A 25,825-nucleotide genomic window follows, 5' to 3' on the forward strand; every position below is an offset into this window, starting at 1 on the left:
GTCAGCTCAGGCCGCAGTCCCGCTGCAACGATGATCTTCTTCGAAAGGTGGCGGCGCTGCGGCAAGCCGAACATTGGTCGTGATAGACCGTCGTCAAGCGAGCTACCATGAGAGGACCGTTCTGCGGAAGCGCGATGGGATACGAGCGTGCGTTTCTCGCCAACAATTGTCGTTGGTTCCGCTGCATGTGAATCAGCCGCTGCAACTGCGTTGCAGCACGGCGTCTTTTTGATTGACGAGTTTCGCTTTCGGGAAGAATGTTGACAGACAGCGGGAAAAAATCCCGTGGAAAGTTCGTTGGGAGGAAGGCATGAAAGGGATAGCGCTGGCCGCTGGCCTGGCGGTTCTGGCGCCGTTTGGCGCGAGTGCTCAAACGGCCGATCAATTGGTCAAGGGTGCGGCCGACACGTCGAACGTTCTTAATTACGGCATGGGCTATAACCTGCAGCGGTTCAGCCCGCTGACCCAGATCAACCAGGAAACCGTCAAGAACCTTACTCCGGTCTGGAGCTACAGTCTTGCCGACGACCGCAGCGAGGAGTCGCAGCCGCTCGTCTACCAGGGCGTCATCTATGTCACCAGTAACAGCGCGACGATGGCGGTTGACGTCAAGACTGGCAAGCAGATCTGGAAGACGAAGGTCGAGTATCCGCCGGAGACCCCGCGTATCGTTTGCTGCGGTATCATCAATCGCGGCGTCGCGATCTTGGACGGCAGGCTGTTCCGTACCACGCTCGACGCCAATGTCATCGCGCTGGATGCCAAGACCGGAAAGGAATTGTGGCGCGAGAAGGCCGCCGACATCAAGGAAGGCTACTCGATGACGATGGCGCCGCTTGTCGCCGACGGTGTCGTTCTGACCGGCGTCTCCGGCGCCGAGTTCGGTACTCGCGATTTCATCGACGGATGGGATCCGGAATCGGGCAAACATCTGTGGCGCACCTACACAGTCCCGAGCCCGGATGAACCGAACGGCGACACCTGGAAGGGCGACACCTGGAAATTCGGCGGTGGATCGACTTGGATCACCGGTTCTTACGACCCCGAATTGCACACGGTCTATTGGGGCGTCGGCAACCCCGGGCCGTTCAACGCCGCGGGACGTCCAGGTGACAATCTCTACACCTGCTCGGTACTAGCGCTCGATGCGAAGACCGGCAAGATCAAGTGGCACTATCAATTCTCTCCGAACAATCCGTTCGACTATGATGCCGTCGCCGAGATGGTGCTCGCCGACATCAAGATCGACGGCAAGCCGACCAAGGTACTGATGGACGCCAATCGCAACGGCTTCTTCTATGTCCTCGATCGGACCAACGGCAAGCTGCTTGCCGCTAATCCGTATGTGAAGGTGAACTGGGCCAGCAGCATTGACATGAAGACGGGACGCCCGGTCGAAACCGATGTCACAAAGGACGCGCGCGAGGGCAAGAAGGTTGTCGTGTATCCTTCGATTCTCGGTGGCAAGAACTGGGAGCCTATGTCCTACGATCCGCAGACCGGCTTGGCTTACGCCAATACGCTTGCGTTCGGCGGCCACTACAAGACTGAACCGGCAACGTATAAGGCCGGGGAGTGGTACGTCGGCATGGATCTCACGGACCTCTGGGATTGGGGTACCGGGCCGCGCGGTCATCTCAAGGCGATCGATCCTTTGACCGGCAAAGCCAAGTGGGAAGTGCCAAGCGATATCCCGCGCTTCTCGGGCGTACTGTCGACCGCGGGTGGCGTCGTGTTCTCGGGTCAGCTAACCGGCGAGTTCGAGGCGTTCGACGCGAACGATGGAAAGAAGCTTTGGCAATTCCAGACTGGCTCCGGCATCGAAGGGCAGCCGGTGACGTGGGAACAGGATGGCATCCAATACGTTGCTGTGACCAGCGGCTATGGCGGCGTCTACTCACTGTTCTCGGGTGACGAGCGCCTCGCCCAGGTGCCGACTGGCGGATCGTTGTGGGTCTTCGCCGTGAAGAAACCGCAAAAGGTAGCGCGCGAGTGATCATGCGACCTTTCAGTTGGGCGGCGGCGTGTTTCGCCGCCGTCGCAACGATGGCGACGGCAAGTGCGCAGACTGCAACACAAATCACCGCGACTCGGCCGCAAAATGATGCGGGCGATCAGGCACAGATCGACCATGGAAAAATGACCTATGCCGGGAAGTGCTCGCATTGCCACGGCCCCGGTATGATGAACGCCGGTACGATCACGCCAGATCTGCGTAGATTTCCTGATGACAAGACGCGTTTCTTCACCACGGTGAAGAATGGCAAGAATGGCAGGATGCCGCCTTGGGGCGACCTCCTGAATGACGATCAGATCGGCGCGTTATGGGCCTACGTTTCGAGCCAAAGAAAGCCATGAGAATCTGGTTGTATGCAGCAGGTATCGCATTGATGGCGATCGCGGCGATGCCCGCGGTTGCCGCCGCCGACGTGCTGCGGGTCTGTCTGGACGAAGATCTGCCGCCACTGTCGGCGCATCATCGGGGCAAGCCAGCCAGCGGCTTCGACGTCGCATTGGCGCAGGCGGTAGCGCAGCGGCTTGGCCGGTCGCTGGAAATCCAATGGTTCGAAAGCAAGCTCGATGAGGATTCGTCGCCAGCGCTGGAAACCAACGCGTTGCTCTCGGACGGCCGCTGCTCTCTGGTCGGCGGTTATGCCCTGACCACCAACTCGTTGGTCGTGCCGGGCCTCAAGACCGCGAAGCTGCCTGATTTTGAAGGCGCCACCGGCCCAGACCATAGGCGGCGAGTGCCGCTCGGCGTCCTCACTCCGACCGATCCGTATATCTATTCGGCGCTGACTGTTGTGCTCGGACCCAAGGCGGCGAAGCAGCAGATCACCGGTATCGGTGATCTCGCGGGGCTACGGATCGGCGTTGAAAGCGGGACATTGGCTGACGCGCTCCTGATGACTTTCGATAACGGCAAGCTGATCGATGACATCACGCATCTGGTTCCAACCCGGGTCGATCTGTTGGGCTCGCTCGAACGAGGTGACCTCGACGCGACGCTGCTCGATCTGCGCAGGTTCGACGCCTATCGCGCTACCCACACGGATACCAAATTGACGGCTTCTCGATATTTTTATCCAATCGGCGTCAATCGCGGCTATGTCGGTCTGGCTGGCAACACGGCTCTGCTGGCCGACGTCAACAAGGCGTTGTCCGCGTTGCAGTCCGACGGAACGGTGGCCAAGCTTGCCGAAGCGGCTGGTGTCAGTTTCTTGCCGCCGCGTGAGCCGGTTGTCCTGGGCGACGCCATGATGAAGGCGTTGCATCAGAAGTAAGTCGAGGGAGGCGCGCCGTGAGCCTTTCGATGCGTGATTTGAGTTTCTGCGCTGTGCTCATGGTGACTGCGTGCTGGGTGCAGCCTTCCCGCGCGTTGGACCCGCGCTACCCAGACTGGCCATGCCAGCAGTTGAAAGTACCCGGAATTTCGATCGCAAGCGTGTGGAATGGCCCTTCGGTCGAGGGCATCGACGCCAAGCCGGCCGATGCCAAGGAAGCCGATCTGGTGACGAGGCTGGCTGCCCGCCGCACTCCGATCGAGGACGCCAAGAAGCTGATTGCGGATTATCTAGCCGGAACCGACGCTGAAAAACTGGAAAAGGCAAAGATGCTTTTCGCCGCCTTATATTCGACGCTCAATGCGCAGCGCGACGAGGTCATGAACGGCATCGAACGCTTTTCCCGTAAGCAGAAGTCCGCTGCCGACGACATCCGCGCAGAAGCACAGAAGTTGCGGGACATACAGGACAAGCCGGACGCCAGCCAGGCCGAGACCGAGGACCTCGCCAGCCGGCTGGCATGGCAGACGCGCATTTTCGAGGATCGGCGGAAATCGACATCCTATGTTTGCGACGTGCCGGTCCAGATCGAAAAGCGCTTGTTCGATTTGGGAGGCGCGATCCAGAACGTTTTGAATGCCGATCCGGCCAGGAAATAGGAATTCAGGCGCATCGCTTCAGCCGCCGCCAGTCTGGCCTATTGGTCCGGCCGCGGCTCCGGTATGGCTTCTTCCAGTGGAAGACCGGCGGCAAGCCAGCCGTCGGTCCCTTCGCGATACCACGCCACGTTCGAATAGCCGATCTCTCGCGCGCGCTTGGCGGCGTTCCACGACATCCAGCAATCGGCCAAGCAATAGAGCACAAGAAGCCTGGCGGGATCGCCATGGGTCGCTTTCTTCAGGCCCTTGACGAAATAGTCGGCCATGCTGGGCGCGAGCTCGCCATAGCCGGTGTCGGGCAGCCAGATACTGCCCGGAATATCCGAGCGCGGCTTGTCCCGCCACAGCGTACCTGCCGGCAAATTGCGCGGGCGAGGCGGTCTTGGCAGCACATCGACGAAGGATGCCATATGGTTGCGCCACACCTTTTCTGCTTCTTCCGTTCCGATTACCTTGGCGCCACGCAGCGTGGTGGGCGTCGGCGCGCGATAATCCTCAGAGCGATAGGTCTCCGGCTCGGTTACATCCGCTGCCCGAGTGTCTGCGGCGGCCAGGATCGTCGCTACCAGCGCGAAGCTGACGGCGGCCCTCGTCATGGCCTCTTGGATAGCGTGTCGGAGGTGATCGGTGCGTTGGAGTCGTCGAGGATCGGAATGTTGTAGCTGATCAAGAGCTTGTTGATCTCGGTCTGGTTCTCTGTAATCAGCTTATTGAGCGTCCGTTTCCATTCCTGGTCCGCCGCACGCACGGCCATGCCGATGCGATAGGTCATTTGCGGTCCCATCGTCTCTTTGACGAGCGGCACGACGACCAGAGGCGGGTTGGCCTTTGCCGCGAAATAGCCGGCCATCGGGCCCCACAATATGCCGCAATCGATCTTGTCCTGGTTGAGATCGTCGATCATGGCTTGTGCCGAGGAATCCGCACGGGTATCGATAAAGAGCGGATAGGATTTGGCTTTGGCCAACAAGCCATTGACAGCCATATTGGTGCTGGGCGGCGTCTTCGCGACAACGCCGATCCGTTTGTCTTTAAGCCGAGGATCATTGATTGCGGTGACATCCTCAAGACCGCTGCCGCGTTTGGTGATCAGCGCGTAGGTCGTCCGGTAATAGGGGATTGTGGCCTGCGCCTGGTCGTCGCCTTGCGGGAATCCCATGATGACGTCGCAGCGGTAGGAGCCCAGCGTCATTCGCACGAAGCCGGTAGCTTGCGGAAAATAAGTGTAGCTGAGTTTCTTGCCGAGCTTAGCCGCGAACAATTCGGCGAGCTTGTTCTCAAATCCCTCGCTCCTGTCGTTGGAGAACGGCAGATTGCGGGGATCGCCGCAGGCGCGAAATACGTTGGGATCGACAAGCTCCAGCGAGCCGGATTCGTTGCCTTGTGTTGGTATTTGAGCGGGCGCTTGCGCTAAGGCCTCGACCGGCCGCAAAGCTGCCAGCCCGCAGGTCAGCACTCCGAGGAGTGATGCAATTACTATCGTCGACCGCGTTGATGAACGACGCGAGGGCCGCGCCGGGTTTTCGATATGCTGTGCGCTCATTAGTCCCCGTACAACTTCTTCTGTCTGCTTCGTGGTTTCGGACCGGTAGCCTGCCATCCGCAATGGCACCGTTGGCGTCATTAACGTTGTGGCCGCCACTGGCGACGACCACTAGTGAGCCGGGCAAAAAGCAAAAAAAGACTAGGTAACTCTCCAGCCATAGGCAAGTTGTGATTTGGTACAGGTCGAATGCCTCTTGCGGTGCAGTGCGGACGGGAACCTGAAGGTCGGTGACGACGCACTGAACAGTAAATGCTGGCTGGCTTCGATCGTGGCGAAGATCGCGCGCCGCTCCTTGTGGCCCATTATGAGAGGACCTGACATGGACGGTGAACCAGCGACCAGCCGACATGATTTAGTTTGCGTTGCTGTTCGCGATTTCCGTTTTCATCGATGCAGCGCGAGAATTTTTCGGTTGGTGGGCAGTATTCTCACCGGGATTTGTGCTTTTGCTCTTGTTTCCCGCGATTGCAGTGCACAACAGAAAAGTCAGCCGACGCCGCTGCCGATCTCCGAGGTCGCACCCGGTGTCTACGTTCACGTTGGCAAGATCGATATGATGACCGAGGCCAACCAGGGCGATGCCGCCAATGTCGGCTTCATCGTCGGCGACGACGCGGTGGCCGTGATCGATACTGGCGGCAGCGCGCGCGAAGGTGCGCGCCTCCTTGCAGCCATCCGCGCAGTGACGCAGAAGCCGGTTCGCTATGTCGTCAACACCCATGTTCATCCAGATCACATTTTCGGCAATGCGGCGTTTGCCCGAGAGGGAAGCATCTTTGTCGGGCACAAGAACTTGCCGCGCGCGCTGACGGCCCGGGGTGAATATTATCTCAAGTCATTTCGCGGCGTGCTCGGCGATCCCCTGATTGACGACGTGAAGATTGTGCCGCCGACGCTGCTGGTCGACGGTGAAACGCAGATCGACCTCGGCAAGCGCGTCCTGACGCTGAAGGCATGGCCGCCCGCGCATACCGATAACGACCTGACGGTGTTCGACGATGCCACGTCCACGCTGTTTGCGGGCGATCTGCTATTCGTCGAGCATGTGCCGGTCATCGACGGCAGTATCCGTGGTTTTCTGACCGACCTGCCGGAGCTGTTGCGCGTTCCCGCCGAACGGGTCGTTCCCGGACATGGACCCGTCGTTTCCAATTGGCGCGGCGCCATTGCCGACGAGCAACGCTATTTAGAGAGTCTTGCCAAAGAAGTAAGAGTTCTGATCGCCAAAGGGATACCGCTTACTCAGGCGGCACAAACGGCCGGACGCGGCCAGCAATCGAAATGGAAACTGTTCGACGAGTACAATTCGCGTAATGTCATTGCAGCATTCGGCGAACTCGAGTGGGAATGACCGCGCCTTGCCGGATAGGGCGTTTTCGGATAGCTTCCCAGCTGCTTCATTTTGGAAATGGAGTTCGGCCATGTTGGTTTTCTCCAGGATGATCGTCCCGGCCTTGATGGCAGCGCTGTGTCTGGCGGGACCGCTGAATTTGGCTGGCTCGTTGCGGGCGAACGCTCAGACCGCCGCCAGCCAGGAGCAGCCTTCGGAAGAGACCTGGAACAGCATCAAGGGTGACATCTTCAAGGACCGTCCAGTTCTTGACGGGAGCGGCCTTGTGATTCTTGATGCGCCGCGCCGTGCGGAGGATGCTGCCGTCGTTCCGATCGGCATGCGCGTTGACTTCTCCCCGGACGATAAGCGTACGCTGCAATCGTTAACGCTCGTCATTGACGAAAATCCCGCACCGGTCGCCGGGACTTTCACAATCGCGCCTCGTTCCGGCGTGACGTCGATTTCGGCGCGTATCCGGGTCAACACCTACTCCTACGTTCGGCTCGTCGCCGAACTCAGCGACGGCAAGCTTTATGGTGTCAAAACGTTCGTGAAAGCATCGGGTGGCTGCTCGGCCCCGGCGGCGTCGAATGCCGACGCCACCAAATCGATGCTCGGGCAGATGAAATTCCGGACGTTCCGGTCTGAGGCCAGTACGATGCCGGAGGCCCAGATCATGCTGCGTCACCCGCAGAATTCCGGTTTGCAGATGGATCAGCTGACCCGCCTGTACATCCCGCCATTCTTTATCGAGAACCTCAAGATCTGGCAGGGCGACGAGCTCATGGTAACGATGGATGGCGGCATCGCGATCTCGGAAGACCCGAATATCCGCTTCAACTACAAGCCCAATGGTGCCGCGGATTTCCGTGTCGAAGCCGTCGATACGGATAAACATGTGTTCAGGGGCGAGTGGCCGATTATGAAGCCGATGCTGTAGCCGGCATTTCTTTACTTGGGGCAAGCTGCGGCGATCTTGTCCGGTTCAGAAGCAGCGAATTTCCGCTTCCGCCTGTGCCCGACGGAACTCCTGCAGTGCCAGCCTGGCTGGCTCGGTCGACCGGAATTCAGAACCGACGGGCCCGGTGACCTGCGACATCGAAAGAATTGTTTCGGCGCTCACGTAGCGATCATATGGAATGATCGAGGCGATCACGTCGATCGAGCAGGAACATTTCTGCAAAAGCTCCTGCGTTTCTCCGTTGGCCTTCATGCATCCGAAGACATAGTCCGCGCGCGCCGATGTCGGATAGTCGTTGAGGTCCTCAGCCTTTGCGCTTGCGACCGCAGCGGCGATCAGGATCCCCACCAGAACACACCATCGGAACGGGCCGTGCATGCGAGCCATCGTTAGCGCCTTTCGTCGCCCGGTACGCCGACGCAGTGAACTGTTGCGCTCGCCGGTCAGGGAGTTCCGATCACGACTTCTTGCCGTCAGCTCCGAATTGCTTGAGATAGGCGATGACATTGTTGATGTCGTCATCCTTCGTCAAGCCGGGGAAGATCATCTTTGTTCCGGGGACTTTGGCGCGAGGGTCTTTCAGATATTCCTTCAGGGTCGCCTCATCCCAGGTGATGCCCGAATTCTTGTTGGCTTCGCTGTAAGAGTAGTCCGGATAGGTGCCGGCCTTGCGGCCCACCACGCCATTCAACACCGGGCCGACCGCATTCTTTGCGCCCTCGCCAATTTGATGGCATATCTTGCATTTGAGAAAGACCTTCTCCCCAAGTGCGGCCTCCTGAGCGTTTGCGGCGCCCATCGAACCCGATAGTGCCAAGCCGGATATGGACCAAGCAGCGAAGAGGTAAACCCGAAGATTTGCCACCGATCCCTTCCTCGGTTTTGTGTTCGGACGAATTTTCACAACAGACGTCAAATAATTTGTCAGGATCAACAATGGGGGTCAAGGTCGGGCGCCACAAGTCATCGGTAGATTACGCTAGCTTTTCGTATAGTTGAAGGCACGACGTCCAAATGCTTACAGATCTTGCTGCCGGCAACGCACTGGGTTAAACGGCCAGCCGCGAACCCTCGGGAGTTCGAGCGTCAAAGATTGGCATGATGCGATGCAGCGACAATCGGCAACGAGGAAACGATATGTCGTGCCGCCGGTGTCGCTGATGGCGTCGCGGATTTGGGAATGGTCATGACACCATTCGATCTCAATCAGAATCTGGCGCTTGATGTCCATCGCGTCAGCCATCGTTATGGCGCGCGGGTCGCGCTGAACGATGTCACTCTAACGGTGCGGCCATCGTCGTTTACAGTCCTGTTAGGATTGAACGGCGCCGGAAAGTCGACGTTGTTTTCGTTGATTACACGGCTCTATGCAATTCGATCGGGGCAGATCCGAATTTTCGGTCATGATGTTGCGGGCGAACCGGGTGCGGCCCTGAGCAAGCTCGGCGTCGTCTTTCAGTCCCGGGCCCTCGATATCGATATTTCGGTCCGCCAGAACCTGATGTATCACGCCGCACTGCATGGAATCGCCAGCAAACGGGCTAACGAGCTTCTCGCCCAGGTGCTTGATCGCGTAGCTATGGCCGATCGCAGTGCCGACCGGGTCGGAAATCTTTCGATTGGTCAGATGCGGCGGATCGAGATTGCCCGCGCGTTGCTGCATCAGCCTCGGCTGCTTCTGCTCGACGAGCCAACAGTTGGTCTGGATATCAAGGCGCGCGCCGACATCCTCGATCATGTGCGCCGGCTATCGATGGACGACGGCATCGGCGTGCTCTGGGCAACGCATCTCATAGACGAAGCGCGGACAGGCGATGACGTGGTCATCCTTCACAAGGGTCGCGTGCTCGCGCACGGATTGGTCGGCGATGTCGTCGGCCGATCCGGCGGCGCCGATCTCCGCGAGGCATTCAACCGGCTGACCGGTGGCGCTGATCAGGGCGAACTGGAGATGGCCAAATGACGGCTATCGCTCAGACGACGGATAGGCGGGTCGCCGACAGACACAGTTTCTCGCTGGCGCAGTACTTCATCTGCCTCAAGGGCATCGTCCGGCGCGAAGCCTTGCGTTTCATCCACCAGCGCGAACGCTTTGTCTCGGCGCTGGTGCGCCCGCTGGTCTGGCTCTTCATTTTTGCCGCCGGGTTTCGTCAGGTGCTCGGCGTCTCGATCATTCCACCGTACGAGACCTACGTCCTTTACGAGGTGTATATCGCTCCCGGATTGATCGCGATGATCCAGCTTTTCAACGGTATGCAATCGTCGCTGACAATGGTCTATGACCGGGAAACCGGTGGAATGCGGACGCTGCTGGTCAGCCCATTCCCGCGCTGGTGGCTGCTAACGTCGAAACTTCTGGCAGGCACGCTGGTCTCGGTGCTGCAGGCCTATGCCTTCTTGCTGATTGCGTGGTTCTGGGAAATCGAACCGCCTCATCTGGGTTATCTCACTCTGTTGCCGGCATTGCTCCTCAGCGGCTTCATGCTGGGTGCGCTGGGAATGCTGATCTCGTCGCTGATCAAGCAGCTGGAGAATTTTGCGGGCGTCATGAATTTCGTGATTTTTCCGATGTTTTTTGCCTCGTCGGCGCTCTACCCGCTGTGGCGAGTTAAGGAATCCAGCCCGCTGCTGTATTATATCTGCGAGCTCAATCCCTTCACTCACGCCACCGAGCTCATTCGCTTCGCGCTTTACGAGCAGGTCGCCTGGATTTCGCTGGCGGTCGTCGTCGGTTGTACTGTCGTATTTCTGTTCGGTGCGATCCTGGCATACGATCCAGCCCGTGGCTTCCTGGCCCGCCGTGGCGGCCCCGCGGGTTGATGCCGGTATTCCAGAGGCTTCAGAACGTGATCTTTATGCCGGTATAGAAGGCGCGCGGCTGCGCCGGACTGAGCGAACGCGGGTCGGTGAACGGTGCGCCGCCATTGGCAAAGTTGGGAAGGGCGCCGGTATCGAAGAATGTTCCATAGCTTGCGTACAGATTGTTGAAGATGTTGTTTGCACGCGCATAGATCTGAACGTTCTTGGTGAGCTGATAGGAGGCATGGAGGTTGGCGACGGCGTAGGACGGCAACCGCATGAACTGGTTGGATTCATCACCAACGAAATATTGACTGCTGACGTAAAGCACATCGCCGCCGACCTTGAGCTCGTCGGTAACGGCATAGTCGATACCCGCTTTCAGCCGGTTGCGTGGGATAGCCGGAATCCGGTTGCCGGGCATGACTTGGATGTTGCCATTAGTATCGGCAAAGGGGCTGTTTGAGCCGAGTTGCAGCGCATCCAGAAAACGCGCGTCCACGAGAGTGTAGCTGGCGTTCACCTGCAGCTTGTTCGACTTCAAGGTGACCTCGGCCTCGATACCCTGACGGCGGGTCGAGCCAACATTTTGGAAATAGCCGAAGCCTTGCAGGACCGTACTGGGAATGTTGAGGATGTCATCGGAATTGTCCGCGCGAAACGCTCCCACTTTCCATCCGACCGTGCCGATGCTGATCTCGCTCGTGCCGCGGAAGCCGGCCTCTACGGTGCGCGATACGACCTGTTTCAATGGTGGGTCGGAAACCAGGAATGATGCGATGATGCAGGGATGCGCGGGATCGGCGCATCCGAGTTCGAGCGGGGTCGGCGCACGGTTCGCCTCGGAGTAGCCGGCATAGGCCGTCAATCCGGATGTTATCTTGTAAGTGCCTCCAATAATCGGATTGAAACGGGTGTATGTGCTATTGCCATTTAGCGCAGTGCCAATCTGGTCTTGCAGCTTGATGTTGGCAACATTGAAACGACCGCCGGCCGTGATCGAGAACCTGTTGGTGACGTCGAAGGTATCGAGCGCGTAGAGCCCGGTATATTGATTGGTCGTGCGAAGATCGACCGGGCCGTCTGAAACCGGGTTACCGGAATCGCCGAGGAAGATTCCGGAACCACTGAGGACGTAGTTGGGTCCGAACGTTCCTAACTCCGCGCTACCGAGAAAATGGGTGGAGCTGTAGTCGTAGCTGGCGCCGACCACAAAGTGGTTGTTGTGTCCAAACAATTGCTCGGTGTTGGTCGCCTGCAATGAAATTCCCGTTGTCGTCGTATAGGTTGACGTTCGATCGTTTTCCCCCAGCACGGCACTTGGGTCGAAGGGATTCGCGAGTTGCGCTCCATGCAAGCCGTTGGCCTGGGTGCTACCGTCGCCAAAGCACAGCAACGCCGCACTGGCGTCGCAGGGCTGGGTTCCCGTCGGATTGGCGTCCTGCGTTTTCCGGTCAAAGATCCGGACATGCGCGACGCCGTCGATGGTCCAGGTCGGCGAGACCTCGACCTTTCCCGTCAAATTGACGTAGGCGACCTTGTTGGTCGACGTTTGTGGCGTGGTGTAGGTCGCGCCCCAATATTGCTGGAGCAGTTCGGCCGGCACGGTCGCGGCGGCGCCGAAATCGTTATCGGCCACACCCATATTGATATGAATCTCGGCCTGGTCGTTTCTGGTGCCGATGTCGCCGTAGAAACGCCGGACGTTCGAGGCCGAGAAATTACGAAATCCGTCGTCGTGCAATCCTTCGAGCGCGCCGTATACAGCGAAATCACCGAACTGCCGGCCCCATTGCACCGAACTCTGCAGGCGTCCGAATGAGCCGCCCATAATGTCGATTTCGGTGCCATGATAGTTGAAGCCGTCCTTCATCTTCACGTCGATCGCCCCACCCAGGGCGTTCAAGCCGAACGCAGGATTGTTGGTTACCAGATTGACCGATTGAATGGCGGCGGTCGGGATCAGATCCCAGTTGACGGTGTCGCCGAAAGCCTCGTTGATGCGCACGCCGTTCTGATACACCGCCAATCCCTGCGGCGTGCCGGACACCGGAGAAGCGACAAAGCCGCGAAATTGCACGTTGTGCTGGAAGGGATTGCCAGCCACTTCATTGACAGTGATTCCGGGCACGTATTTTACCAACGAATCGGAGATGTTAAGCGATCCGGTCTGTTTGATTTGGTCGGCGTTGACGGCATTGACGCTGGCCGGAGTCTTGTCGGCTTCGATGTCGCCGCCGGCGAGCGGCGTGGACGGATAGGCGGGGACGGTGGGCCTCGCGCGAACCCTCCGCGCCGCAGTCTGCTCCCTTCCACGCTTAGCGCTGGGCCTTGTCCCGGTTACCGTGACTGGTGGCAAAGTCTGTACGGCGCCAGGTGCGTCTTGGGCGAATGCACCTTCGCTATTCCCCGGAAGCAGGCATACCGATATCGAGGCGATCAATGCGTAGCGGGCACTCATCTCTCACTCCCATGCCCACCGGCTGTTTCCGCCGGTTGGGTGCGGGATATTATCGCCATATGGATCGGGATCGGATAGCTACAAAACGTCCCAGCTTGATTGCTGATACTCCCGAAACGATTCGGGAAAATTTCCCGATATGGTTTGCCGGCCAGGCACGCGCCTTCAACTTTCTGACTATCGTAGGAGTCGCAACAGGGCCTTGCCCGCCGGGCTGTTCAATTCCTTGGCGTCCAGTGTCCCATCATGATCGGGATCGGCGGCATTGAAGCGCTGTTCAACGAGGGCCAGATACTCGTCCTTTGTGAGCGTGCCATCGTGGTCGGGATCGGCTGCGGCCAACTCTTTGACCGACAATCTCCTGGTCAATTCGTGCTTGTCCAGCGTGCTATCCTTGTCCCGCTCAAGCCTATCAAACAGTGCAGAAGCCGCAGCCTTCGCTTCCGCAAGATCGACGGTCCCGTCGTTGTCGGTGTCGAGCATCCGCATCAGGTTCGCATGCCCGGATTTCGCCATGACCGGCAATACGGTGACGAGCAACGTCCCGACCGCCAACGAACCAACGATTGTGCGTCGCGTTATCATGATGTGTGACCTCCTGAGTGCGATGACAGACATTCCCGCCAAGGCTGGCGACGAATTTATCCTGCCAAATCAGGCTAATATTCCTGTTTCTCCCGGTCAATGCGGAGCAGGCGTGCGTCAAAGGGGGGCGGGGAACTGCTGCGTTCCGGTCGGCACCAAGGCTTCGACGGTCACGCCCTGATTAGTCGATACCACGGTCATCGTGCCGCCCAGGGCCAGTACCCGCTCTCGCATCCCGATCAGGCCGAAACCCTGTTTATGATCGGGAGCCAGGCCAGAACCGTTGTCGCGAACGCTCACCATGATCGCCTCGCTGCCAAGCGGCGTTGTGCCCGGGTGGCCAGATGGCGTCGGCTCGACAATGATCTCGACCCGTGTTGCGCCGGCATGTCGGAAGACGTTGGTCAGGGCCTCCTGGATGATGCGATAAATAGTCAATTCCGCCGTCTCGCCGGTCTCGCCGAGTGATCGCGAAATCGCTGTTTCGATGTCCACTTCCGGATGAGACGTACTCCACAGGCGCAGCAAGGCGCCGATCGCTTCCGAAAGGCCGAGTTCCGCCAGTCCAACCGGCCGCAGCCTTTCAAGCACCCGCCGGTTAAACTGCTGCAAGGCGTTTATCTGCTCGAGGAGGACATTGCCTTGATCTCGCAACGCGTCCCTGTTCAGCTCGCGTGCGTCCGCGATCCGCATCAGCGAGCTGGCATGCGCGCGCAGTGCGAACAGATAGGGTCCAAATTCGTCGTGCAGCTCGCGGGCAATCTCCTTGCGCTCGGCGTCCTGCAGCGAGACCGCACGTTCAGCCAGCCGCCGTTTCTCATCGACAGCTTCTCCCAACGTTACTGTAAGATGATTCAGCTTGGAGCAGATCGCCGCAAGTTCGGGTGAGCCTCCGGGTCTGACGCGGGTGGTATAATACCCGGCCTCGATCTTCGTCATGGCCTCGGAAAGCGACTGAATTGGCGCAAGCGCGTGGCTGACCACCACCATCGTGACCAGGAAGAGGGCTATTGCGATCGCCGAACCAACGAGGAGCTGGGTGACGATCCCGTCCCAGATCTCGTTCATCTCATCGTCCGGATGCGATGTGATGACGAGCGATCCAGGCCTGCCATGAATCGAGATTGGAACATTTACGGCGGTCTTTTCCGGATGGACAAGCGCGACGAACCAGGCGGGAACCGGAGACGGTTCTTGATCATCGTCGAGAGCGTCTGCCGCGGAAGGCTTGACCTCCGCCGCTTCCCCCTGGCGCGTAATACTGACGTGGCGCAGCCGGTTGAGGTCCCGGATGACCTTGGTCAACCGGGCGTCAGGGTCCGGGGTGTCATTCAAACTCACGACCAACGTCTCAATAAATTCCCTTGCCAGTCGTATGACGCTTTGATCTTCAGCCTGAACACGAGGTCCGGCCTCGAGCGCAAGCCGGGTAATATTTATGGTCAGGCCCAGTAGAAGAATGAGCGCCAGCAGCGTATTGAGCCGGGCGCGTAAAGATAGCTTTTGCCACATTGTATTCGTCCAGGATCGTACCGCGCTGGCTCCTCGAAAGTAGGAGCGTTGACAGAGAAAAGGCGTGGCTATCTAATCGAACGGTACAACAATTGCGCCCGAGATGCGCAATGCGGTTAGGATGTCAGGCGGGATAGGAAGTATCTCTCGTTTCGTCTGATGCAATGCAACAAGGGCGAGAGGGGTTTGGACCAGCGCCAATGCGTGTTCTGATCGTCGACGATCATCCTATCGTGGCTTCGGGCTGCCGTGCGTTGTTCGCCGGCGACGATGATATCGTGATTCTGGAGGCCTTTGACGCGGAGAGCGGCGAGCGCGCGGTTACGGCTGAACGGCCCGATATCTGCGTGCTCGATATCAATCTGCCGACGGTCTCGGGATTTGAGCTGGCGCGGCGAATTCTCGCGCTCAAGAGGTCAGCGCGCATCATTATGTTCAGTATGAATGACGATCCGGTATTCGCCGCGCGCGCGATCGAAATCGGTGCCAAGGGCTATGTGTCGAAGTCCGGAGACCCCTGCGATCTCGTCGAGGCAATCAGAGAAGTGGGAAACGGCGGGGTCTATCTGCCTGCGGCGATCGCACGCCGGCTTGCGTTTGCGGGGCCCACGGTCGCTCAGAATCCGCTGTCGAAATTGACGCCCCGCGAGATCGAGATATTGCGACTGCTCAGCGTTGGCAAAAGCCTTTCCGAGATCGCTTGGCTAGTCCATTCGTCCTACAAGACGGTTGCTAATACCTCTTCGATCATTCGTCAGAAGCTTGGCCTACGCTCAGCTTCCGAACTGGTGCGTTTTGCGATCGAGAGCCAGCTGGTTTGAGTTTGAGCGCCAGCTTTGTCAGGTGCCTGTCGCGGCCTGGCGCCTAGGGATTTGATGCTGCGCGACGGGGGTAAACCGGGGGTTACCAGCGCCCACGCGTGTTCTGATCGTCGACGATTATCCTATTGTGGTTTCGGGCTGTCGAGCGTTGTTCGCGGCCGAATCTGATGTCGCGATCCTCGAAGCCTGTGACGCTGAAAGCGGTGAGCGGGCGTTTGTTGCCGAACGGCCGGACGTTTGCGTCCTCGACGTTGAGCTGCCGGCGATCTCGGGATTTGAACTGGCGCGGCGCTTGAAAGACAATACCTCGTCCATCATTCGCCGGAAGCTTTGGCCTGCGCTCGGTGCTGTTGTCTGCTTCGCAATCAGGAGCCCACGGGATTGACGTCAGCTTTGCCCGTTGCCGGTCGCTGCCTGCACGACCAATGCCCGCACTGCCTCGCTGATCTCCGTGACGACATCCTTGCTGCGCGTGCCCCGTGGCGGCGGTAACGTTTGCTCGAAAATAATGTGCGCCGGGCGATCCGACAAAAGAAACAGACGATCCGCCAGTTGCACGGCTTCTACCAGATCATGGGTCACTAACAGCGTCGTTACCCTCGTTCCACTTGTAAGCGCCACGAGTTCGTTGCGTAGCCGGACGGCGACCGCTTCATCGAGCGATACAAACGGCTCATCAAGCAGCAGGAAATCCGGCCGGATCGCAAAGGCGCGGGCGATTGCCGTGCGGCGCGCAAGTCCGAGCGACAATTCACCCGGGTATCGCGCCAGATGCGAAACGAGGCCGAGAGTCTCGAAGAGGTCGGTGAGATCGTCGTCTGTCTGATGCGGGGGAAGCGCCAGGCGGACGTTGTCCTCGACCGTGCGCCAAGGCAGCAGACGGGGTTCCTGAAAGACCATCCCGAGACGCCCGGTGCCGGGCGGACGGATGTATCCCCGAAAATCAGTATCCAGGCCGGCCGCGATTTTGAGGATTGTCGTCTTGCCGCAACCGGAAGGCCCGATCAACGCGCCGAACGATCCAGCCTCGAGCTTAAGCTCGAAATTGCGAACGACGTCGACCGGCGTGCCATCTGTCGACACATAGCGCTTCGCATCAATGCGAAGCTCAAGCGGGGCGGCGTCTCCAGCGGTTTGCACGTCGTTCAAGCGGCTGTACCAAAAAGCTTTCGATCACGAGCATAAGTACGATGAAGCAGAGCGCATAGCTCAGTATCCTGGCCATGTCGAACAGCGAGAATGCCGACCCTAGAACGAACCCTACGCCGTTCGGGCGCCCGATCAACTCGACCACCAGCACAATCTTCCAGACGATCGACAGGCCGGAACGCGAACTGGCCGCCAGATAGGGCGCGAGTTGCGGCATCACGACATGTCGAATTCTCTTGAATGCCGTGAATTGGAAAGCCTTCGCCATCTCGTCGATTTCCGGATCGAGCGCCCGGGCGCCTTCGCGCACAACGACGACTACGTTCGGCAGCTTGTTGACGGCGACAGCCAGAATCGCCGCGGTTTCGTTGAGGCCGATCCAGATATAGGCAAAAATGATGATGACCAGCGCCGGCATGTTGATCAGCGCGATCAGCCACGAATCGGCAAACCTGTCGACGGCATTCGACCGGCCCATCGCATAGCCCGTGATCGTGCCAAGCGCCATCGCGATCGCAAAAGAACCGATCACGCGTCCGAGTGTGCAGGCCATCTGGAACGGCAGTTCACCGGAACGGATCTCAGCGAGTGTCGCCCGACCGACCGTCAGCGGGCCGGGGAGCAGGCGCGACTGAGCCAGCGCGGCGACAATGGCCCAAACCGCAATCAGGGCGGCCAACGAGAATATTCTCGGCAACAACGCTCAATCTCCGCGCTGGTCCGGTTGATAGTAAAGGCCCGGATCGAGTTGTTGCGAGGGACCTACGAGTTCCGCCCCGCCGGTGCTCGCGAGTGCCTTGAACAGCGCGCGCGCGTCGGCTTCTTCCGCAGCGATCGACCGCTGCGGCATGCCCTCTCGGGTGCGGTGGCGATAGGCCTTAAATGTGCTGTCATCCTTGGCATTCATCAGCGGCCGTAGAGCGTCCCATTCTTGGTCGGATCCCCGCATGATGTCGTCAGCCTTGTGCGAAATCGCGATGAAGCGGTCGATCGTGTTTCGGTGCTCGGCTGCGAATTGCTCGGAAAACGCGTAGCCGATTAGTGCGACCGGTTCGGTCAACCCGAGTATGGCTTCGGCGTCGCGTACCTCGAAGATGCGGCGATAGCCCTGCGTTTCCAGGCTGGCGCAGAAATTCCAGAAATTGAGGCTGGCGTCAGCCTCGCCCTGCTGCAGCTTTTGAGACATCAGTGGTGGTGCGCCGTACGCAAGGGTCGCATCACGCTTGAGATTGATACCTTGACGCGTCGCGGCGGCCTGTACGATCAGCCAGCTTTTGTCGAGCGGGCCGCCCGCTACGGCAAGAACGTGGCCCCTGAGATCTTCAATTCCGCGCAACGGTGAGTCGCTCTTCACCATGATGGCGCCGACGGCGCTCGAATAGGGATAAAACAACAGCTTGGCGCCAAGGGCACGCGCCCGCGCAACCCAAAGCCAATCGACGATAGCGAGATCGACCGAGCCGCTATTGAGGGCAAGCTTGCCGGCATCTGGCGAGGCGAATTCACTGATTTTCAGATCCAGCCCGGCGCTCTCGGCAAGGCCGTGGCGACGGATCACGTCCAGTTGCCAGGCAAAGGTGCCGGTGCTTTGCAGACCTATCCGCAAGGTCTCGGCGGCCGGCGCTGGAGCAACTCCAACAACGAGCCACAGCGCCACGAGAATTCCGGATATTGTGCTTGCGACCGCAGTCATCGGGAGATTATCCACGCTGTCGGTCCGCCAACGCAACAGCCGATTGGTTATTAAGTCCCAAGGCCTTTCGGGACGAAATGGCAATGCCGTTGTAGAATGGTAAGATTATCCGGGATCGGTTGTTCCGATACTCACCTTGGAAAGTCGTGGAACCGGTTTAGAATGCAGTGCGGCAAAGGTTGCGGGATGTTTCGATGGAAGCTCCGAAGGCATCGGAACGGCTTGTTTCGGCAGTGCAGCGGTGCCGTACGGCGCGATCTTGGCTGTTAGTTACGCTCTCACTCATTCCGGGCGGTGCCTACGCCGAACCAATCGAGACCGAGCATCTGTTTGGCTTCACCATTGGAAGCGACGTGGGCGACGTTGGAGAAAGAGAATTGGAGGGGTCGGTAGCCGGACGATTTTCGAAGCGGACCGGGACATATGACGCAGGTTCCAGCACGGTGTCCGTGGAAATCGTGCCGATGCCGAACCTGCGAGCTGAGCTTACCGGCATGGTCAATTCCTATGACATTACAGGCGTAACCGGGTTCGCCGATCAGCGCTATACCGGGTTCGGCGGGTTATCCGCCGACATCCGCTATCGGTTCGTTGATCGCGCATCGGCGCCATTCGGCTTTGCGGTTGGCGCCGAGCCGCATTGGGGGCGCGCCAACGACGTCACCGGCGAGCCGGTCAGCCTATATGGAGTCGATTTCGTCGCCGCTGCCGACTGGGAGGTCGTTCCCGACCAGGTCGTCGCAGCCTTCAACATCCTGTATCAACCCGACATCATGCGCACAAAGCTGACAGGAACCTGGTCGCAGGAATCTACGGTAGGCATTGCAGTTGCTGTGATGGCGCAGGTTCACTCGGGAATTTTCGTCGGCAGCGAAGCCCGCTATTTGCGTCAGTATGACGGGGGCGGGCTCAATACCCTGGCTGGACAAGCCTTCTTTGTTGGTCCGACGGCCTACTTCAAATTGTCGGAGCGCGCGTGGTTGACCGTGGCCTGGAGTGCGCAGGTTGCCGGCCACGCAACCGCCGTCGCGGGTTCGCTCGATTTGAGCAATTTCGAACGCCAGCAGGCGCGCCTCCTATTCGGCATCAATTTTTGAACGCCGCGACCGCCGTTCAAAGTGCTGCGGAATTGATCGCGCCTATTTGGTGCAGCTCTTCAGCTGTTTCTCCTCGATCGAGAAGATCGCACCGGTCTTGACCTGAACGTTCGGAACGACGCAGGTTCGCCCGTTCTTGTCGATAAATCTGACGTCGTAAATTCCGGCCTCCGTGTCGGTAATTTTTAGGCGCTCGTCATGATCGACGGTGTGATCGCGATCATTATCGGCCTGGTTGTTACCCCACGCGTTCTTGCCGGGCGGCGAAAGCTGCAGTGACGTAATCGTATTGGCAGTCAGGTTCCAGAATTGGGTGTCTTTTGCCGAAGCACCCCCAGGAACAGATGCAAGAGTCAATGCAAGGACGAATGGCGTCAGAAGAACCGCCTTGGCCATGTTGCGTCGCTCCCTATAACGTTGTCATGTGAGGAATGCGGCCGATGCCACAGCTTAACGCCCGCGTTAATATCAATCGGCGACGCCAGCCGCAATTGCAAGAGGAAGAGAGACGATGATGCGCATCGAAGCTCCGTGGCGGATTTCCGCTATTGTTCTCTCAATCCTGGGTTGGACAGGCGGCGCTGTCGCGGCGCCAACCGCGGCCATTTTTCCGTTTGAGATCTACGACACCAGCGGTGAGCCCCCGCAACCTGATCTGACCGAACGGCTTGCGATGGCGACGCGAGTTCTATCGGAGGCCCTGGAAAAAACCGGACGTTATGCGCCTGTCGATCTCGGGTCATTCGGCGCCGACATAGCGGGGACATCGCCGCGCTATCGATGCGGGGATTGCTTTCTGCCGATCGCGCGCCAGGCCGACGCGGCCTACGCCGTTGTATCCGTGATTCACAAGGTCTCGTCGCTGATTTCGTCCATGGACATCTGGATCGTTGACAGTTCCAGCGGGGCGATCAAGGCTCATCTTGGCGGTCAAATCCGCGGCGACACTGCGGAAGCTTACGAGCACGGGGTGCGCTTCCTGGTGCGGAACCGTCTGCCGGAAGACGCGACGTCGGGCACCGGCGCGCAGGATAGGTAGTCACCGTCATCCATTCAATCGCCTGGCGTGCGAGCAGAGGGCCTGTGTCCGGCGGAATCGAACCACAGGCCGCCCCGAAGCACGAAATTCATTGTCGAAATTCGAGACGCGAAGGCGAGTTCAGCGTAACATTTTTGAGTTTCATCTCGGATAGAGGCACAGGGAATGATCGAAATCATCCTGACAGTCTGCGCCATCGCCAATCCGGCCAATTGCGAGGAGAAATATATTCAGTTCGCCTGGGATGGCTCGCTTCGTCAGTGCATGATGGCCGCGCAGCCCTACATCGCCAAGTGGATCGGCGATCATCCCCAGTGGACCGCAAGGAAATGGACTTGCGAGTATCCTGGACACGAGAGGCGAAAGATTTGATTCGGGCCTCTCCGGTACGCGGCGAAACATAGTCGCCGTTATTTTCAATTCGGTCCGAACGCGACACCCCAAGGCAATTCGCCAACCTGAATCGATTTGATGACCTTTTGGGCTGCGACGTCGATCACCGAGACGTCGTTCGAAACGCCGTTGGCTACCAGCAGGTATTTTTCGTCGGGCGTGAACGCGCCATGCCAAACGCGCTGTCCGACCAGCAGGTACTTCAACACAGCGTGGCTGACGCCATCAACCACGGCGACCCGATTGGCCGGCCCCAGATCGATGAAGCCGAGTTTACCGTCCTTGGTGATATTTATGCCGACTGGCTGGATCGCCTCGGATCGCAGACCCGGGATTTCAAATGTTACGGTTTGCTTGAGCTGTCGCGTCGCCGGATCGATGATAGCAAGACCGCCGCCGATTTCTGAGGTGACCCATAATTCCGATCCGTCGGACTTGAAAGCGGAGAAGCGTGGGCGGGAACCGACAAGCAGGTTACCGACGACTTCGCGGCTCGCGGTGTCGATGAAATGAGCCATGCTTGTCGTCTCAGACGTGCATATCAGCATTTTGGAATCTGGGCTGACCGCCATGCCCTCGGGCTCCGTGCCGACCGATACCTGACCAATGGCGGCGCGTTTTTCCATGTCGATAATGGTCACCATTGCGTCGTTTTCGTTCGCGACGTAGAGGAGCTTTCCGGCCGGATCGAGCGCAAACTGTTCGGGATCCGGACCTGACGGCAATTCGCCGGCATCCTCGCGGCTCTTGGTGTCGAACATCTCGATCTTGTCGTCGTCACCGAGAGCGACGAAGACAAATTTACCGTCGCGGGTGACTTCGATGCCGCGCGGCCGTTGCCCTGTCTTGATGGTGGCTACCGTCTCCATTTTGTCGGTGTCGACCACCGAGATAGAGTTGCCCTTCTCATTGGAGACGTAGGCGAGGAAGGCGAAGGCAGGATTGAACGAGAACAGAAGAACGAACAGGGAAAGCATTGTTGCCGCGGGCCGGTGCAAATCCAACATGTGGCTTCTCCAACCTGTCAGGTCCCGTTCGTGTCGATCGAACCCGAGCGCTTTTATTCTATGTTCTGTTTGACGCCATTGCGCGCAATAGACAACCGTAGCAGTAGTTCTAAATCCGTCGACCGATCCTCGCCTTCCTTGCGTCTAACGATAAATAGAGTAGCCTGAGAGCTCAAACATGACGAAATGACCGGCGATGCTGCAGCGCAATCGGGGCATTGTAAAACGTCCGAGGTTGGCATTGGAGGCTTGACTTGCTTCGGCTTCTGATTGGTGTCGTTGCACTAGCCGCTTTATGTGGAACCGGGCTGTGCGATCAACCACTGGAAATCAAGATCGGTTACCTTCATCAGGCGCCGTCACGGATCCGGATATCGCTAATCGACGTGCCGGCCGCAAATGATGGGCTTGCCGGCGCGCAGCTGGCGATTGAGGACGACGACACTACTGGCCGTTTCCTCAATCAGCGGTACACGCTAATCGAGAAATTGGTTGACGAGAAAGAGGACCCGATCGCGGCCATGAACGCGCTCGCCGACCAGGGAGCGTCCTTTATCGTCACGAGCCTCGATGCGGACCGCCTCCTGAAGACGGCGGATGCCGGCAAAGCGCGCGGCGAGACCTTGATCAACGCGTTCGCATTGGATGAGCGCCTGCGCGAACAGGATTGCCGCGCCAACATCATTCATGTCGCGCCCACGCGTTCCATGCTGGCCGACGCACTGGCACAATATCTGGTCTGGAAAAAGTGGCGCAAATGGATGCTGATGACGGGCTCGCACGAAAACGACAAATTGTTCGCCGACGCGTTGCGCCATGCGGCGATGCGTTTCGGTGCCAAAATCGTTGAGGAGCGGGTGTTCAAGGATAGCGGAGGCGCGCGCCGGACCGACAGTGGCGTCGCTGAGATCCAGCAGCAGATGCCGATGGTGACACAAGGCGCGCCCGACCATGATGTGCTGGTCGCAGCGGACGAAAGCGAGGTCTTTGCCGGCTATCTGCCGTACCGGACCTGGGATCCGCGTCCGGTCGCAGGTTCTGCCGGACTGGTTCCCACCACATGGGATGCGGCGTTCGATCAATGGGGTGCCGTGCAGTTGCAGAACCGCTTCACAAAGGCTTTCCAGCGTTCAATGACGGCGCACGACATGCAGGTGTGGACCGCGGTTCGCATGATCGGCGAGGCCGCGAGCCGGACTGGATCTGGCGATGCGGCCAAGATGCTCGCCTACATCAAAAGTCCCGAATTCTCGGTCGCGGCGTTCAAAGGGCAAAAACTTACGATTCGCGACTGGAACTTGCAGCTGCGGCAGCCGATCCTGTTGTTCGACGGCAGGAACACCGTATCGGTATCCCCTCAGGAAGGCTTCCTTCACCAAGTATCGACGCTCGATACCCTCGGTCTTGATCGTCCTGAAACCAAGTGTTCGCTCAAATAGTTTGCGCGTTCGAGTAACACTTTTGGCCGCCGTCTCCGAGTGACTGAGGGCTTTCTGCGCGGCTTTTGTCTCCAGGAGCCTGACGTCGAGGCCGTTTCCATGTTCGATCGCATCAAGACTTGGGCGGCAGATTGAAACGAGACGCTTACGCGGTCTATCTGGCTGCTCGTAGTCCCAGTACGCCCTGGTATGTGAAAGTTATTGCGGTCGTTGTCGCGGCATATGCCCTCTCACCTATCGATCTCATTCCGGATTTCATTCCGATACTCGGATATTTGGATGATTTGATTCTGGTGCCGCTCGGCATCTGGCTTGTCGTGTCGTTGATCCCGGAGCAGGCAATGGCCGAGTATCGTGCCAAAGCCAGCGAAGTCATGCACCGCCGGCAGGACAGCAAGATCGCAGCTACGGCGATCATTGCGATTTGGATGTCGAGCGCCGCTCTGCTGCTGTGGTTCGGGTTTTCGCGTTGGGGTCGATAAGAGGCTATTGGATTTTCGTCTGGATTCACCGGACCCATCACCTCCCAAACGCCTTATCCGGGAGGGAAGCGGCCTTGTCCACGAGCGAAATATTGCATGCAGGGCGCAGCCCCCAGGCGTTCGACCTTCGATCTTGAGCACTTGCGCGATGTCGGGCGTGCTCCTAGGCTCGGCTGCGGCGCGACGCTCGCGCCAAAACGACTTCGGAGGGCGGAATGACCTGGAAGACTCCTAAAATTGTCGAAGTGCCGGTGGGCATGGAAATCAACATGTACGCCTGCGCAGCGCGCAAATAAACGGCCTCGAAACGATCTGCCCGGCTCGATCGGCATTCTTTGCATCGAGCCGGGCAGTGGCCTCCCTGCCTGTGATCTCAATACATCGGACTTTAAGACATCAGGCCGACCTCAAACAGACTTAGAGGCCGGACAACAAGAGTTAACAAGCGCGCCAGGAAAAATACCTGCTCGTCGCGCCGAACCCGATGTTTTATTCGCAGGGACCGTCTGGGGATGGGCCACCGTGCTGCGCTTTGTGAATCGCAGATGGAACAACTCCAAAATACTCCCGGAACACGCGGCTGAAGTGCGATGAACTCGAAAAGCCCCACGAGAATGCGACGTCCGTGACGGATTTCCCGGCCTGGGTCTCCAGCTCCTGGCGGCAGTTCTGCAACCTGGCGTGCCGTATGTAGTCGCTGATGGTGGTGCCACGTTCGCTGAACAGCATGTGCAGATAGCGCTTGGTGCAGCCCAGTACCGCCGAGATCTGATCGATGGAAAGATTCGGGTCGCGCAGATGTTCGCGGACGAAAAACTGCGCCCGGACATACATCGCCTCGGGCCCGACACGATCGAACATCGCGTCGGCTTCGCGGAGCGGCAACAGCAGGAGGTCGATCAGCGAATCCGCCACCCCGATCGCGTTGTTCGGCGATAGCTTGGTCGCCTCGTCGAACGCCGCATGGACAAAATTGTAGGCGATCCGGCCGGTGCCGGTGCGCGCCGAGAGTTTGCATGCTGACATTTTCTCCGACCGGAAGCCGCGTTCTTGCAGCAGTTCCTTCGGGACGATGACAACCTCGTGTCGCGTCAGTGTCGGGCTGACGATCGTGTGCGGACAGGATACATCGTAGACGAGACAGTCGCCGGGCATCAGGTCAATGTGGCGACCACTCTGTTCGAAATGCGAAATGCCATAAGTCTGAAACAGTATCTTGACGAACGGATGGCCGCCCAGTTCTGCGCGCGAGGCGGTATGCGCCAGCCGATGCTGGCTCGCCTCGATCTGGCAAAGCTTTAGTTTCGAAACCATCGTGTAGTTGATCTGGCCTTCGAATGACGAAGCCTTGAGCGGATCGATGTCGAAATGCCCGCAGAGATCGGTCAGGGTATCTGACCAAACTTGAATCTGCTTCTTCGGCGTAAGTCCGGAAGTGTTATGTGAGCGGACCGTGTCGGACATCATCCAGCCACCGATTCGAGATCAAACATGACCGCTTGTCGCGCGAGGCATCGAGTCACCATGAAGTGGCTTTACCTCAATTTAAGGCGGTCATTGGGCTT

At 58.8% G+C, this 25,825-nt stretch carries 28 protein-coding genes and 2 pseudogenes; 16 read left to right on the forward strand and 14 right to left on the reverse strand.

All coding sequences use genetic code 11. From position 1 onward, the window contains the following. The first annotated feature begins 310 nt into the window (after window positions 1-310). The 4 genes from ACP2YO_RS18690 to ACP2YO_RS18705 are packed head-to-tail and all read left to right on the forward strand — an operon-like array spanning window position 311 to window position 3,943. Entirely contained in the window at window positions 311-1,996 is a 1,686-nt protein-coding gene (locus tag ACP2YO_RS18690) for a methanol/ethanol family PQQ-dependent dehydrogenase (protein WP_426442159.1), read from the forward strand. Between the two features lie 2 nt (window positions 1,997-1,998). Further along, the gene (locus ACP2YO_RS18695; RefSeq protein ID WP_426442160.1) at window positions 1,999-2,358 is read left to right on the forward strand and encodes a c-type cytochrome; all 360 of its coding nucleotides are present in this window, start codon (window positions 1,999-2,001) and stop codon (window positions 2,356-2,358) included. Then, window positions 2,355-3,284: a substrate-binding periplasmic protein gene (locus ACP2YO_RS18700; RefSeq protein WP_426442161.1), complete on the forward strand. Its 930-nt coding sequence runs from the start codon at window positions 2,355-2,357 to the stop codon at window positions 3,282-3,284. The genes ACP2YO_RS18695 and ACP2YO_RS18700 overlap by 4 nt, the downstream gene beginning before the upstream one ends. 17 nt (window positions 3,285-3,301) lie before the next feature. After that, window positions 3,302-3,943 carry a hypothetical protein gene (locus ACP2YO_RS18705; protein ID WP_426442162.1) on the forward strand — a complete coding sequence of 214 codons (642 nt, stop codon included), beginning with the start codon at window positions 3,302-3,304 and terminating at the stop codon, window positions 3,941-3,943. A 38-nt stretch (window positions 3,944-3,981) separates the two neighbouring features. Here the strand turns inward: ACP2YO_RS18705 and ACP2YO_RS18710 are convergent, their stop codons facing one another. Together ACP2YO_RS18710 and ACP2YO_RS18715 are read right to left on the reverse strand one after the other, a co-directional pair. Further along, complete coding sequence (locus ACP2YO_RS18710; RefSeq protein WP_426442163.1) at window positions 3,982-4,539, reverse strand: PQQ-dependent catabolism-associated CXXCW motif protein; 558 nt, start codon at window positions 4,537-4,539, stop codon at window positions 3,982-3,984. Next, complete coding sequence (locus tag ACP2YO_RS18715; protein ID WP_426442164.1) at window positions 4,536-5,585, reverse strand: substrate-binding domain-containing protein; 1,050 nt, start codon at window positions 5,583-5,585, stop codon at window positions 4,536-4,538. The genes ACP2YO_RS18710 and ACP2YO_RS18715 overlap by 4 nt, the downstream gene beginning before the upstream one ends. A gap of 319 nt (window positions 5,586-5,904) precedes the next feature. Between ACP2YO_RS18715 and ACP2YO_RS18720 the strand changes: the two genes are divergently transcribed. After that, a complete protein-coding gene (locus ACP2YO_RS18720; protein ID WP_426443241.1) occupies window positions 5,905-6,840 on the forward strand; it encodes a quinoprotein relay system zinc metallohydrolase 2 in 936 nt (311 codons plus the stop codon). A 106-nt stretch (window positions 6,841-6,946) separates the two neighbouring features. After that, window positions 6,947-7,762, forward strand: coding sequence for a quinoprotein dehydrogenase-associated SoxYZ-like carrier (locus tag ACP2YO_RS18725; protein WP_426443242.1), 816 nt, complete (start codon window positions 6,947-6,949; stop codon window positions 7,760-7,762). A 45-nt stretch (window positions 7,763-7,807) separates the two neighbouring features. On the opposite strand, the gene ACP2YO_RS18730 is transcribed toward ACP2YO_RS18725, so the two are convergent. From ACP2YO_RS18730 to ACP2YO_RS18740, 3 genes are all read right to left on the reverse strand, one after another. After that, complete coding sequence (locus ACP2YO_RS18730) at window positions 7,808-8,161, reverse strand: hypothetical protein (RefSeq protein WP_426443243.1); 354 nt, start codon at window positions 8,159-8,161, stop codon at window positions 7,808-7,810. Window positions 8,162-8,240: 79 nt separating this feature from the next. Next, window positions 8,241-8,582, reverse strand: coding sequence for a c-type cytochrome (locus ACP2YO_RS18735; RefSeq protein WP_426443244.1), 342 nt, complete (start codon window positions 8,580-8,582; stop codon window positions 8,241-8,243). Window positions 8,583-8,801: 219 nt separating this feature from the next. Beyond that, entirely contained in the window at window positions 8,802-9,014 is a 213-nt protein-coding gene (locus ACP2YO_RS18740; RefSeq protein ID WP_426443559.1) for a hypothetical protein, read from the reverse strand. Here ACP2YO_RS18740 and ACP2YO_RS18745 point away from each other — a divergent pair. Further along, complete coding sequence (locus tag ACP2YO_RS18745; protein WP_426442165.1) at window positions 8,964-9,746, forward strand: ATP-binding cassette domain-containing protein; 783 nt, start codon at window positions 8,964-8,966, stop codon at window positions 9,744-9,746. The two genes, ACP2YO_RS18740 and ACP2YO_RS18745, sit on opposite strands and share 51 nt — an antisense overlap. Beyond that, entirely contained in the window at window positions 9,743-10,603 is an 861-nt protein-coding gene (locus tag ACP2YO_RS18750) for an ABC transporter permease (protein WP_426442166.1), read from the forward strand. The genes ACP2YO_RS18745 and ACP2YO_RS18750 overlap by 4 nt, the downstream gene beginning before the upstream one ends. A gap of 19 nt (window positions 10,604-10,622) precedes the next feature. Here the strand turns inward: ACP2YO_RS18750 and ACP2YO_RS18755 are convergent, their stop codons facing one another. The 3 genes from ACP2YO_RS18755 to ACP2YO_RS18765 all read right to left on the reverse strand — a co-directional run bounded on the left by ACP2YO_RS18755 (window position 10,623) and on the right by ACP2YO_RS18765 (window position 15,140). Continuing rightward, on the reverse strand, window positions 10,623-13,043 hold the full coding sequence (locus ACP2YO_RS18755) for a TonB-dependent receptor (RefSeq protein WP_426442167.1): 2,421 nt from the start codon (window positions 13,041-13,043) through the stop codon (window positions 10,623-10,625). Window positions 13,044-13,220: 177 nt separating this feature from the next. Continuing rightward, window positions 13,221-13,628: a calcium-binding protein gene (locus ACP2YO_RS18760; protein ID WP_426443245.1), complete on the reverse strand. Its 408-nt coding sequence runs from the start codon at window positions 13,626-13,628 to the stop codon at window positions 13,221-13,223. Between the two features lie 117 nt (window positions 13,629-13,745). Continuing rightward, window positions 13,746-15,140, reverse strand: a complete 1,395-nt coding sequence (locus ACP2YO_RS18765; protein WP_426442168.1) for a histidine kinase — start codon at window positions 15,138-15,140, stop codon at window positions 13,746-13,748. 200 nt (window positions 15,141-15,340) lie between these two features. Here ACP2YO_RS18765 and ACP2YO_RS18770 point away from each other — a divergent pair, with 200 nt between their 5' ends. Both ACP2YO_RS18770 and ACP2YO_RS18775 read left to right on the forward strand, forming a co-directional pair. Further along, window positions 15,341-15,961 (forward strand): response regulator, encoded by a 621-nt coding sequence (locus ACP2YO_RS18770; protein ID WP_426442169.1) that lies wholly within the window; start codon window positions 15,341-15,343, stop codon window positions 15,959-15,961. A gap of 103 nt (window positions 15,962-16,064) precedes the next feature. Then, window positions 16,065-16,256: pseudogene (locus ACP2YO_RS18775) on the forward strand (response regulator); the annotation flags it as partial. A 92-nt stretch (window positions 16,257-16,348) separates the two neighbouring features. Here the strand turns inward: ACP2YO_RS18775 and ACP2YO_RS18780 are convergent. Genes ACP2YO_RS18780 through ACP2YO_RS18790 form a run of 3 tightly spaced genes read right to left on the reverse strand, consistent with a single transcriptional unit; the run spans window position 16,349 to window position 18,887 of the window. Then, window positions 16,349-17,101, reverse strand: a complete 753-nt coding sequence (locus ACP2YO_RS18780; protein ID WP_426443246.1) for an ABC transporter ATP-binding protein — start codon at window positions 17,099-17,101, stop codon at window positions 16,349-16,351. After that, a complete protein-coding gene (locus ACP2YO_RS18785; protein WP_426442170.1) occupies window positions 17,070-17,807 on the reverse strand; it encodes an ABC transporter permease in 738 nt (245 codons plus the stop codon). Before ACP2YO_RS18785 ends, ACP2YO_RS18780 begins: the two co-directional genes overlap by 32 nt. A 6-nt stretch (window positions 17,808-17,813) precedes the next feature. Next, window positions 17,814-18,887: an ABC transporter substrate-binding protein gene (locus tag ACP2YO_RS18790; protein WP_426442171.1), complete on the reverse strand. Its 1,074-nt coding sequence runs from the start codon at window positions 18,885-18,887 to the stop codon at window positions 17,814-17,816. 110 nt (window positions 18,888-18,997) lie between these two features. Here ACP2YO_RS18790 and ACP2YO_RS18795 point away from each other — a divergent pair, with 110 nt between their 5' ends. After that, a complete protein-coding gene (locus ACP2YO_RS18795; protein WP_426442172.1) occupies window positions 18,998-19,900 on the forward strand; it encodes a hypothetical protein in 903 nt (300 codons plus the stop codon). A 42-nt stretch (window positions 19,901-19,942) separates the two neighbouring features. On the opposite strand, the gene ACP2YO_RS18800 is transcribed toward ACP2YO_RS18795, so the two are convergent. After that, window positions 19,943-20,296 carry a hypothetical protein gene (locus ACP2YO_RS18800; protein WP_426442173.1) on the reverse strand — a complete coding sequence of 118 codons (354 nt, stop codon included), beginning with the start codon at window positions 20,294-20,296 and terminating at the stop codon, window positions 19,943-19,945. A 115-nt stretch (window positions 20,297-20,411) separates the two neighbouring features. Here ACP2YO_RS18800 and ACP2YO_RS18805 point away from each other — a divergent pair, with 115 nt between their 5' ends. Both ACP2YO_RS18805 and ACP2YO_RS18810 read left to right on the forward strand, forming a co-directional pair. Then, entirely contained in the window at window positions 20,412-20,939 is a 528-nt protein-coding gene (locus tag ACP2YO_RS18805) for a DUF3280 domain-containing protein (protein ID WP_426442174.1), read from the forward strand. 165 nt (window positions 20,940-21,104) lie between these two features. Then, window positions 21,105-21,311, forward strand: a complete 207-nt coding sequence (locus ACP2YO_RS18810; RefSeq protein ID WP_426442175.1) for a hypothetical protein — start codon at window positions 21,105-21,107, stop codon at window positions 21,309-21,311. Window positions 21,312-21,355: 44 nt separating this feature from the next. Here the strand turns inward: ACP2YO_RS18810 and ACP2YO_RS18815 are convergent, their stop codons facing one another. After that, window positions 21,356-22,339 (reverse strand): PQQ-dependent catabolism-associated beta-propeller protein, encoded by a 984-nt coding sequence (locus tag ACP2YO_RS18815; RefSeq protein ID WP_426442176.1) that lies wholly within the window; start codon window positions 22,337-22,339, stop codon window positions 21,356-21,358. Window positions 22,340-22,593: 254 nt separating this feature from the next. On the opposite strand from ACP2YO_RS18815, the gene ACP2YO_RS18820 reads away from it, so the two are divergent. The 3 genes and pseudogenes from ACP2YO_RS18820 to pqqA all read left to right on the forward strand — a co-directional run bounded on the left by ACP2YO_RS18820 (window position 22,594) and on the right by pqqA (window position 24,556). Further along, window positions 22,594-23,778, forward strand: a complete 1,185-nt coding sequence (locus tag ACP2YO_RS18820) for an ABC transporter substrate-binding protein (protein WP_426442177.1) — start codon at window positions 22,594-22,596, stop codon at window positions 23,776-23,778. 131 nt (window positions 23,779-23,909) lie between these two features. Beyond that, window positions 23,910-24,260, forward strand: a pseudogene (locus tag ACP2YO_RS18825) (YkvA family protein); the annotation flags it as partial. Between the two features lie 215 nt (window positions 24,261-24,475). Continuing rightward, window positions 24,476-24,556: a pyrroloquinoline quinone precursor peptide PqqA gene (gene pqqA, locus ACP2YO_RS18830; RefSeq protein WP_035721241.1), complete on the forward strand. Its 81-nt coding sequence runs from the start codon at window positions 24,476-24,478 to the stop codon at window positions 24,554-24,556. A gap of 193 nt (window positions 24,557-24,749) precedes the next feature. Here pqqA and ACP2YO_RS18835 read toward each other — a convergent pair whose 3' ends face one another. After that, a complete protein-coding gene (locus tag ACP2YO_RS18835; protein ID WP_426442178.1) occupies window positions 24,750-25,724 on the reverse strand; it encodes a helix-turn-helix domain-containing protein in 975 nt (324 codons plus the stop codon). Window positions 25,725-25,825: the final 101 nt, after the last annotated feature.

This window comes from Bradyrhizobium genosp. P, assembly GCF_049949265.1.
Lineage (GTDB): Bacteria > Pseudomonadota > Alphaproteobacteria > Rhizobiales > Xanthobacteraceae > Bradyrhizobium.

Excerpts from the sequence above, each read along its gene's own strand:
- pqqA (WP_035721241.1), top strand. The coding sequence starts at position 24,476 with ATGACCTGGAAGACTCCTAAAATTGTCGAAGTGCCGGTGGGCATGGAA.
- ACP2YO_RS18725 (WP_426443242.1), top strand. The coding sequence starts at position 6,947 with ATGGCAGCGCTGTGTCTGGCGGGACCGCTGAATTTGGCTGGCTCGTTG.
- ACP2YO_RS18810 (WP_426442175.1), top strand. The coding sequence starts at position 21,105 with ATGATCGAAATCATCCTGACAGTCTGCGCCATCGCCAATCCGGCCAAT.
- ACP2YO_RS18695 (WP_426442160.1), top strand. The coding sequence starts at position 1,999 with ATGCGACCTTTCAGTTGGGCGGCGGCGTGTTTCGCCGCCGTCGCAACG.
- ACP2YO_RS18750 (WP_426442166.1), top strand. The coding sequence starts at position 9,743 with ATGACGGCTATCGCTCAGACGACGGATAGGCGGGTCGCCGACAGACAC.
- ACP2YO_RS18745 (WP_426442165.1), top strand. The coding sequence starts at position 8,964 with ATGGTCATGACACCATTCGATCTCAATCAGAATCTGGCGCTTGATGTC.
- ACP2YO_RS18740 (WP_426443559.1), bottom strand. The coding sequence starts at position 9,014 with ATGGACATCAAGCGCCAGATTCTGATTGAGATCGAATGGTGTCATGAC.
- ACP2YO_RS18760 (WP_426443245.1), bottom strand. The coding sequence starts at position 13,628 with ATGATAACGCGACGCACAATCGTTGGTTCGTTGGCGGTCGGGACGTTG.
- ACP2YO_RS18795 (WP_426442172.1), top strand. The coding sequence starts at position 18,998 with ATGGAAGCTCCGAAGGCATCGGAACGGCTTGTTTCGGCAGTGCAGCGG.
- ACP2YO_RS18800 (WP_426442173.1), bottom strand. The coding sequence starts at position 20,296 with ATGGCCAAGGCGGTTCTTCTGACGCCATTCGTCCTTGCATTGACTCTT.
- ACP2YO_RS18755 (WP_426442167.1), bottom strand. The coding sequence starts at position 13,043 with ATGAGTGCCCGCTACGCATTGATCGCCTCGATATCGGTATGCCTGCTT.
- ACP2YO_RS18710 (WP_426442163.1), bottom strand. The coding sequence starts at position 4,539 with ATGACGAGGGCCGCCGTCAGCTTCGCGCTGGTAGCGACGATCCTGGCC.
- ACP2YO_RS18805 (WP_426442174.1), top strand. The coding sequence starts at position 20,412 with ATGATGCGCATCGAAGCTCCGTGGCGGATTTCCGCTATTGTTCTCTCA.
- ACP2YO_RS18770 (WP_426442169.1), top strand. The coding sequence starts at position 15,341 with ATGCGTGTTCTGATCGTCGACGATCATCCTATCGTGGCTTCGGGCTGC.
- ACP2YO_RS18835 (WP_426442178.1), bottom strand. The coding sequence starts at position 25,724 with ATGTCCGACACGGTCCGCTCACATAACACTTCCGGACTTACGCCGAAG.
- ACP2YO_RS18700 (WP_426442161.1), top strand. The coding sequence starts at position 2,355 with ATGAGAATCTGGTTGTATGCAGCAGGTATCGCATTGATGGCGATCGCG.
- ACP2YO_RS18730 (WP_426443243.1), bottom strand. The coding sequence starts at position 8,161 with ATGCACGGCCCGTTCCGATGGTGTGTTCTGGTGGGGATCCTGATCGCC.
- ACP2YO_RS18765 (WP_426442168.1), bottom strand. The coding sequence starts at position 15,140 with ATGTGGCAAAAGCTATCTTTACGCGCCCGGCTCAATACGCTGCTGGCG.
- ACP2YO_RS18735 (WP_426443244.1), bottom strand. The coding sequence starts at position 8,582 with ATGGGCGCCGCAAACGCTCAGGAGGCCGCACTTGGGGAGAAGGTCTTT.
- ACP2YO_RS18815 (WP_426442176.1), bottom strand. The coding sequence starts at position 22,339 with ATGTTGGATTTGCACCGGCCCGCGGCAACAATGCTTTCCCTGTTCGTT.
- ACP2YO_RS18690 (WP_426442159.1), top strand. The coding sequence starts at position 311 with ATGAAAGGGATAGCGCTGGCCGCTGGCCTGGCGGTTCTGGCGCCGTTT.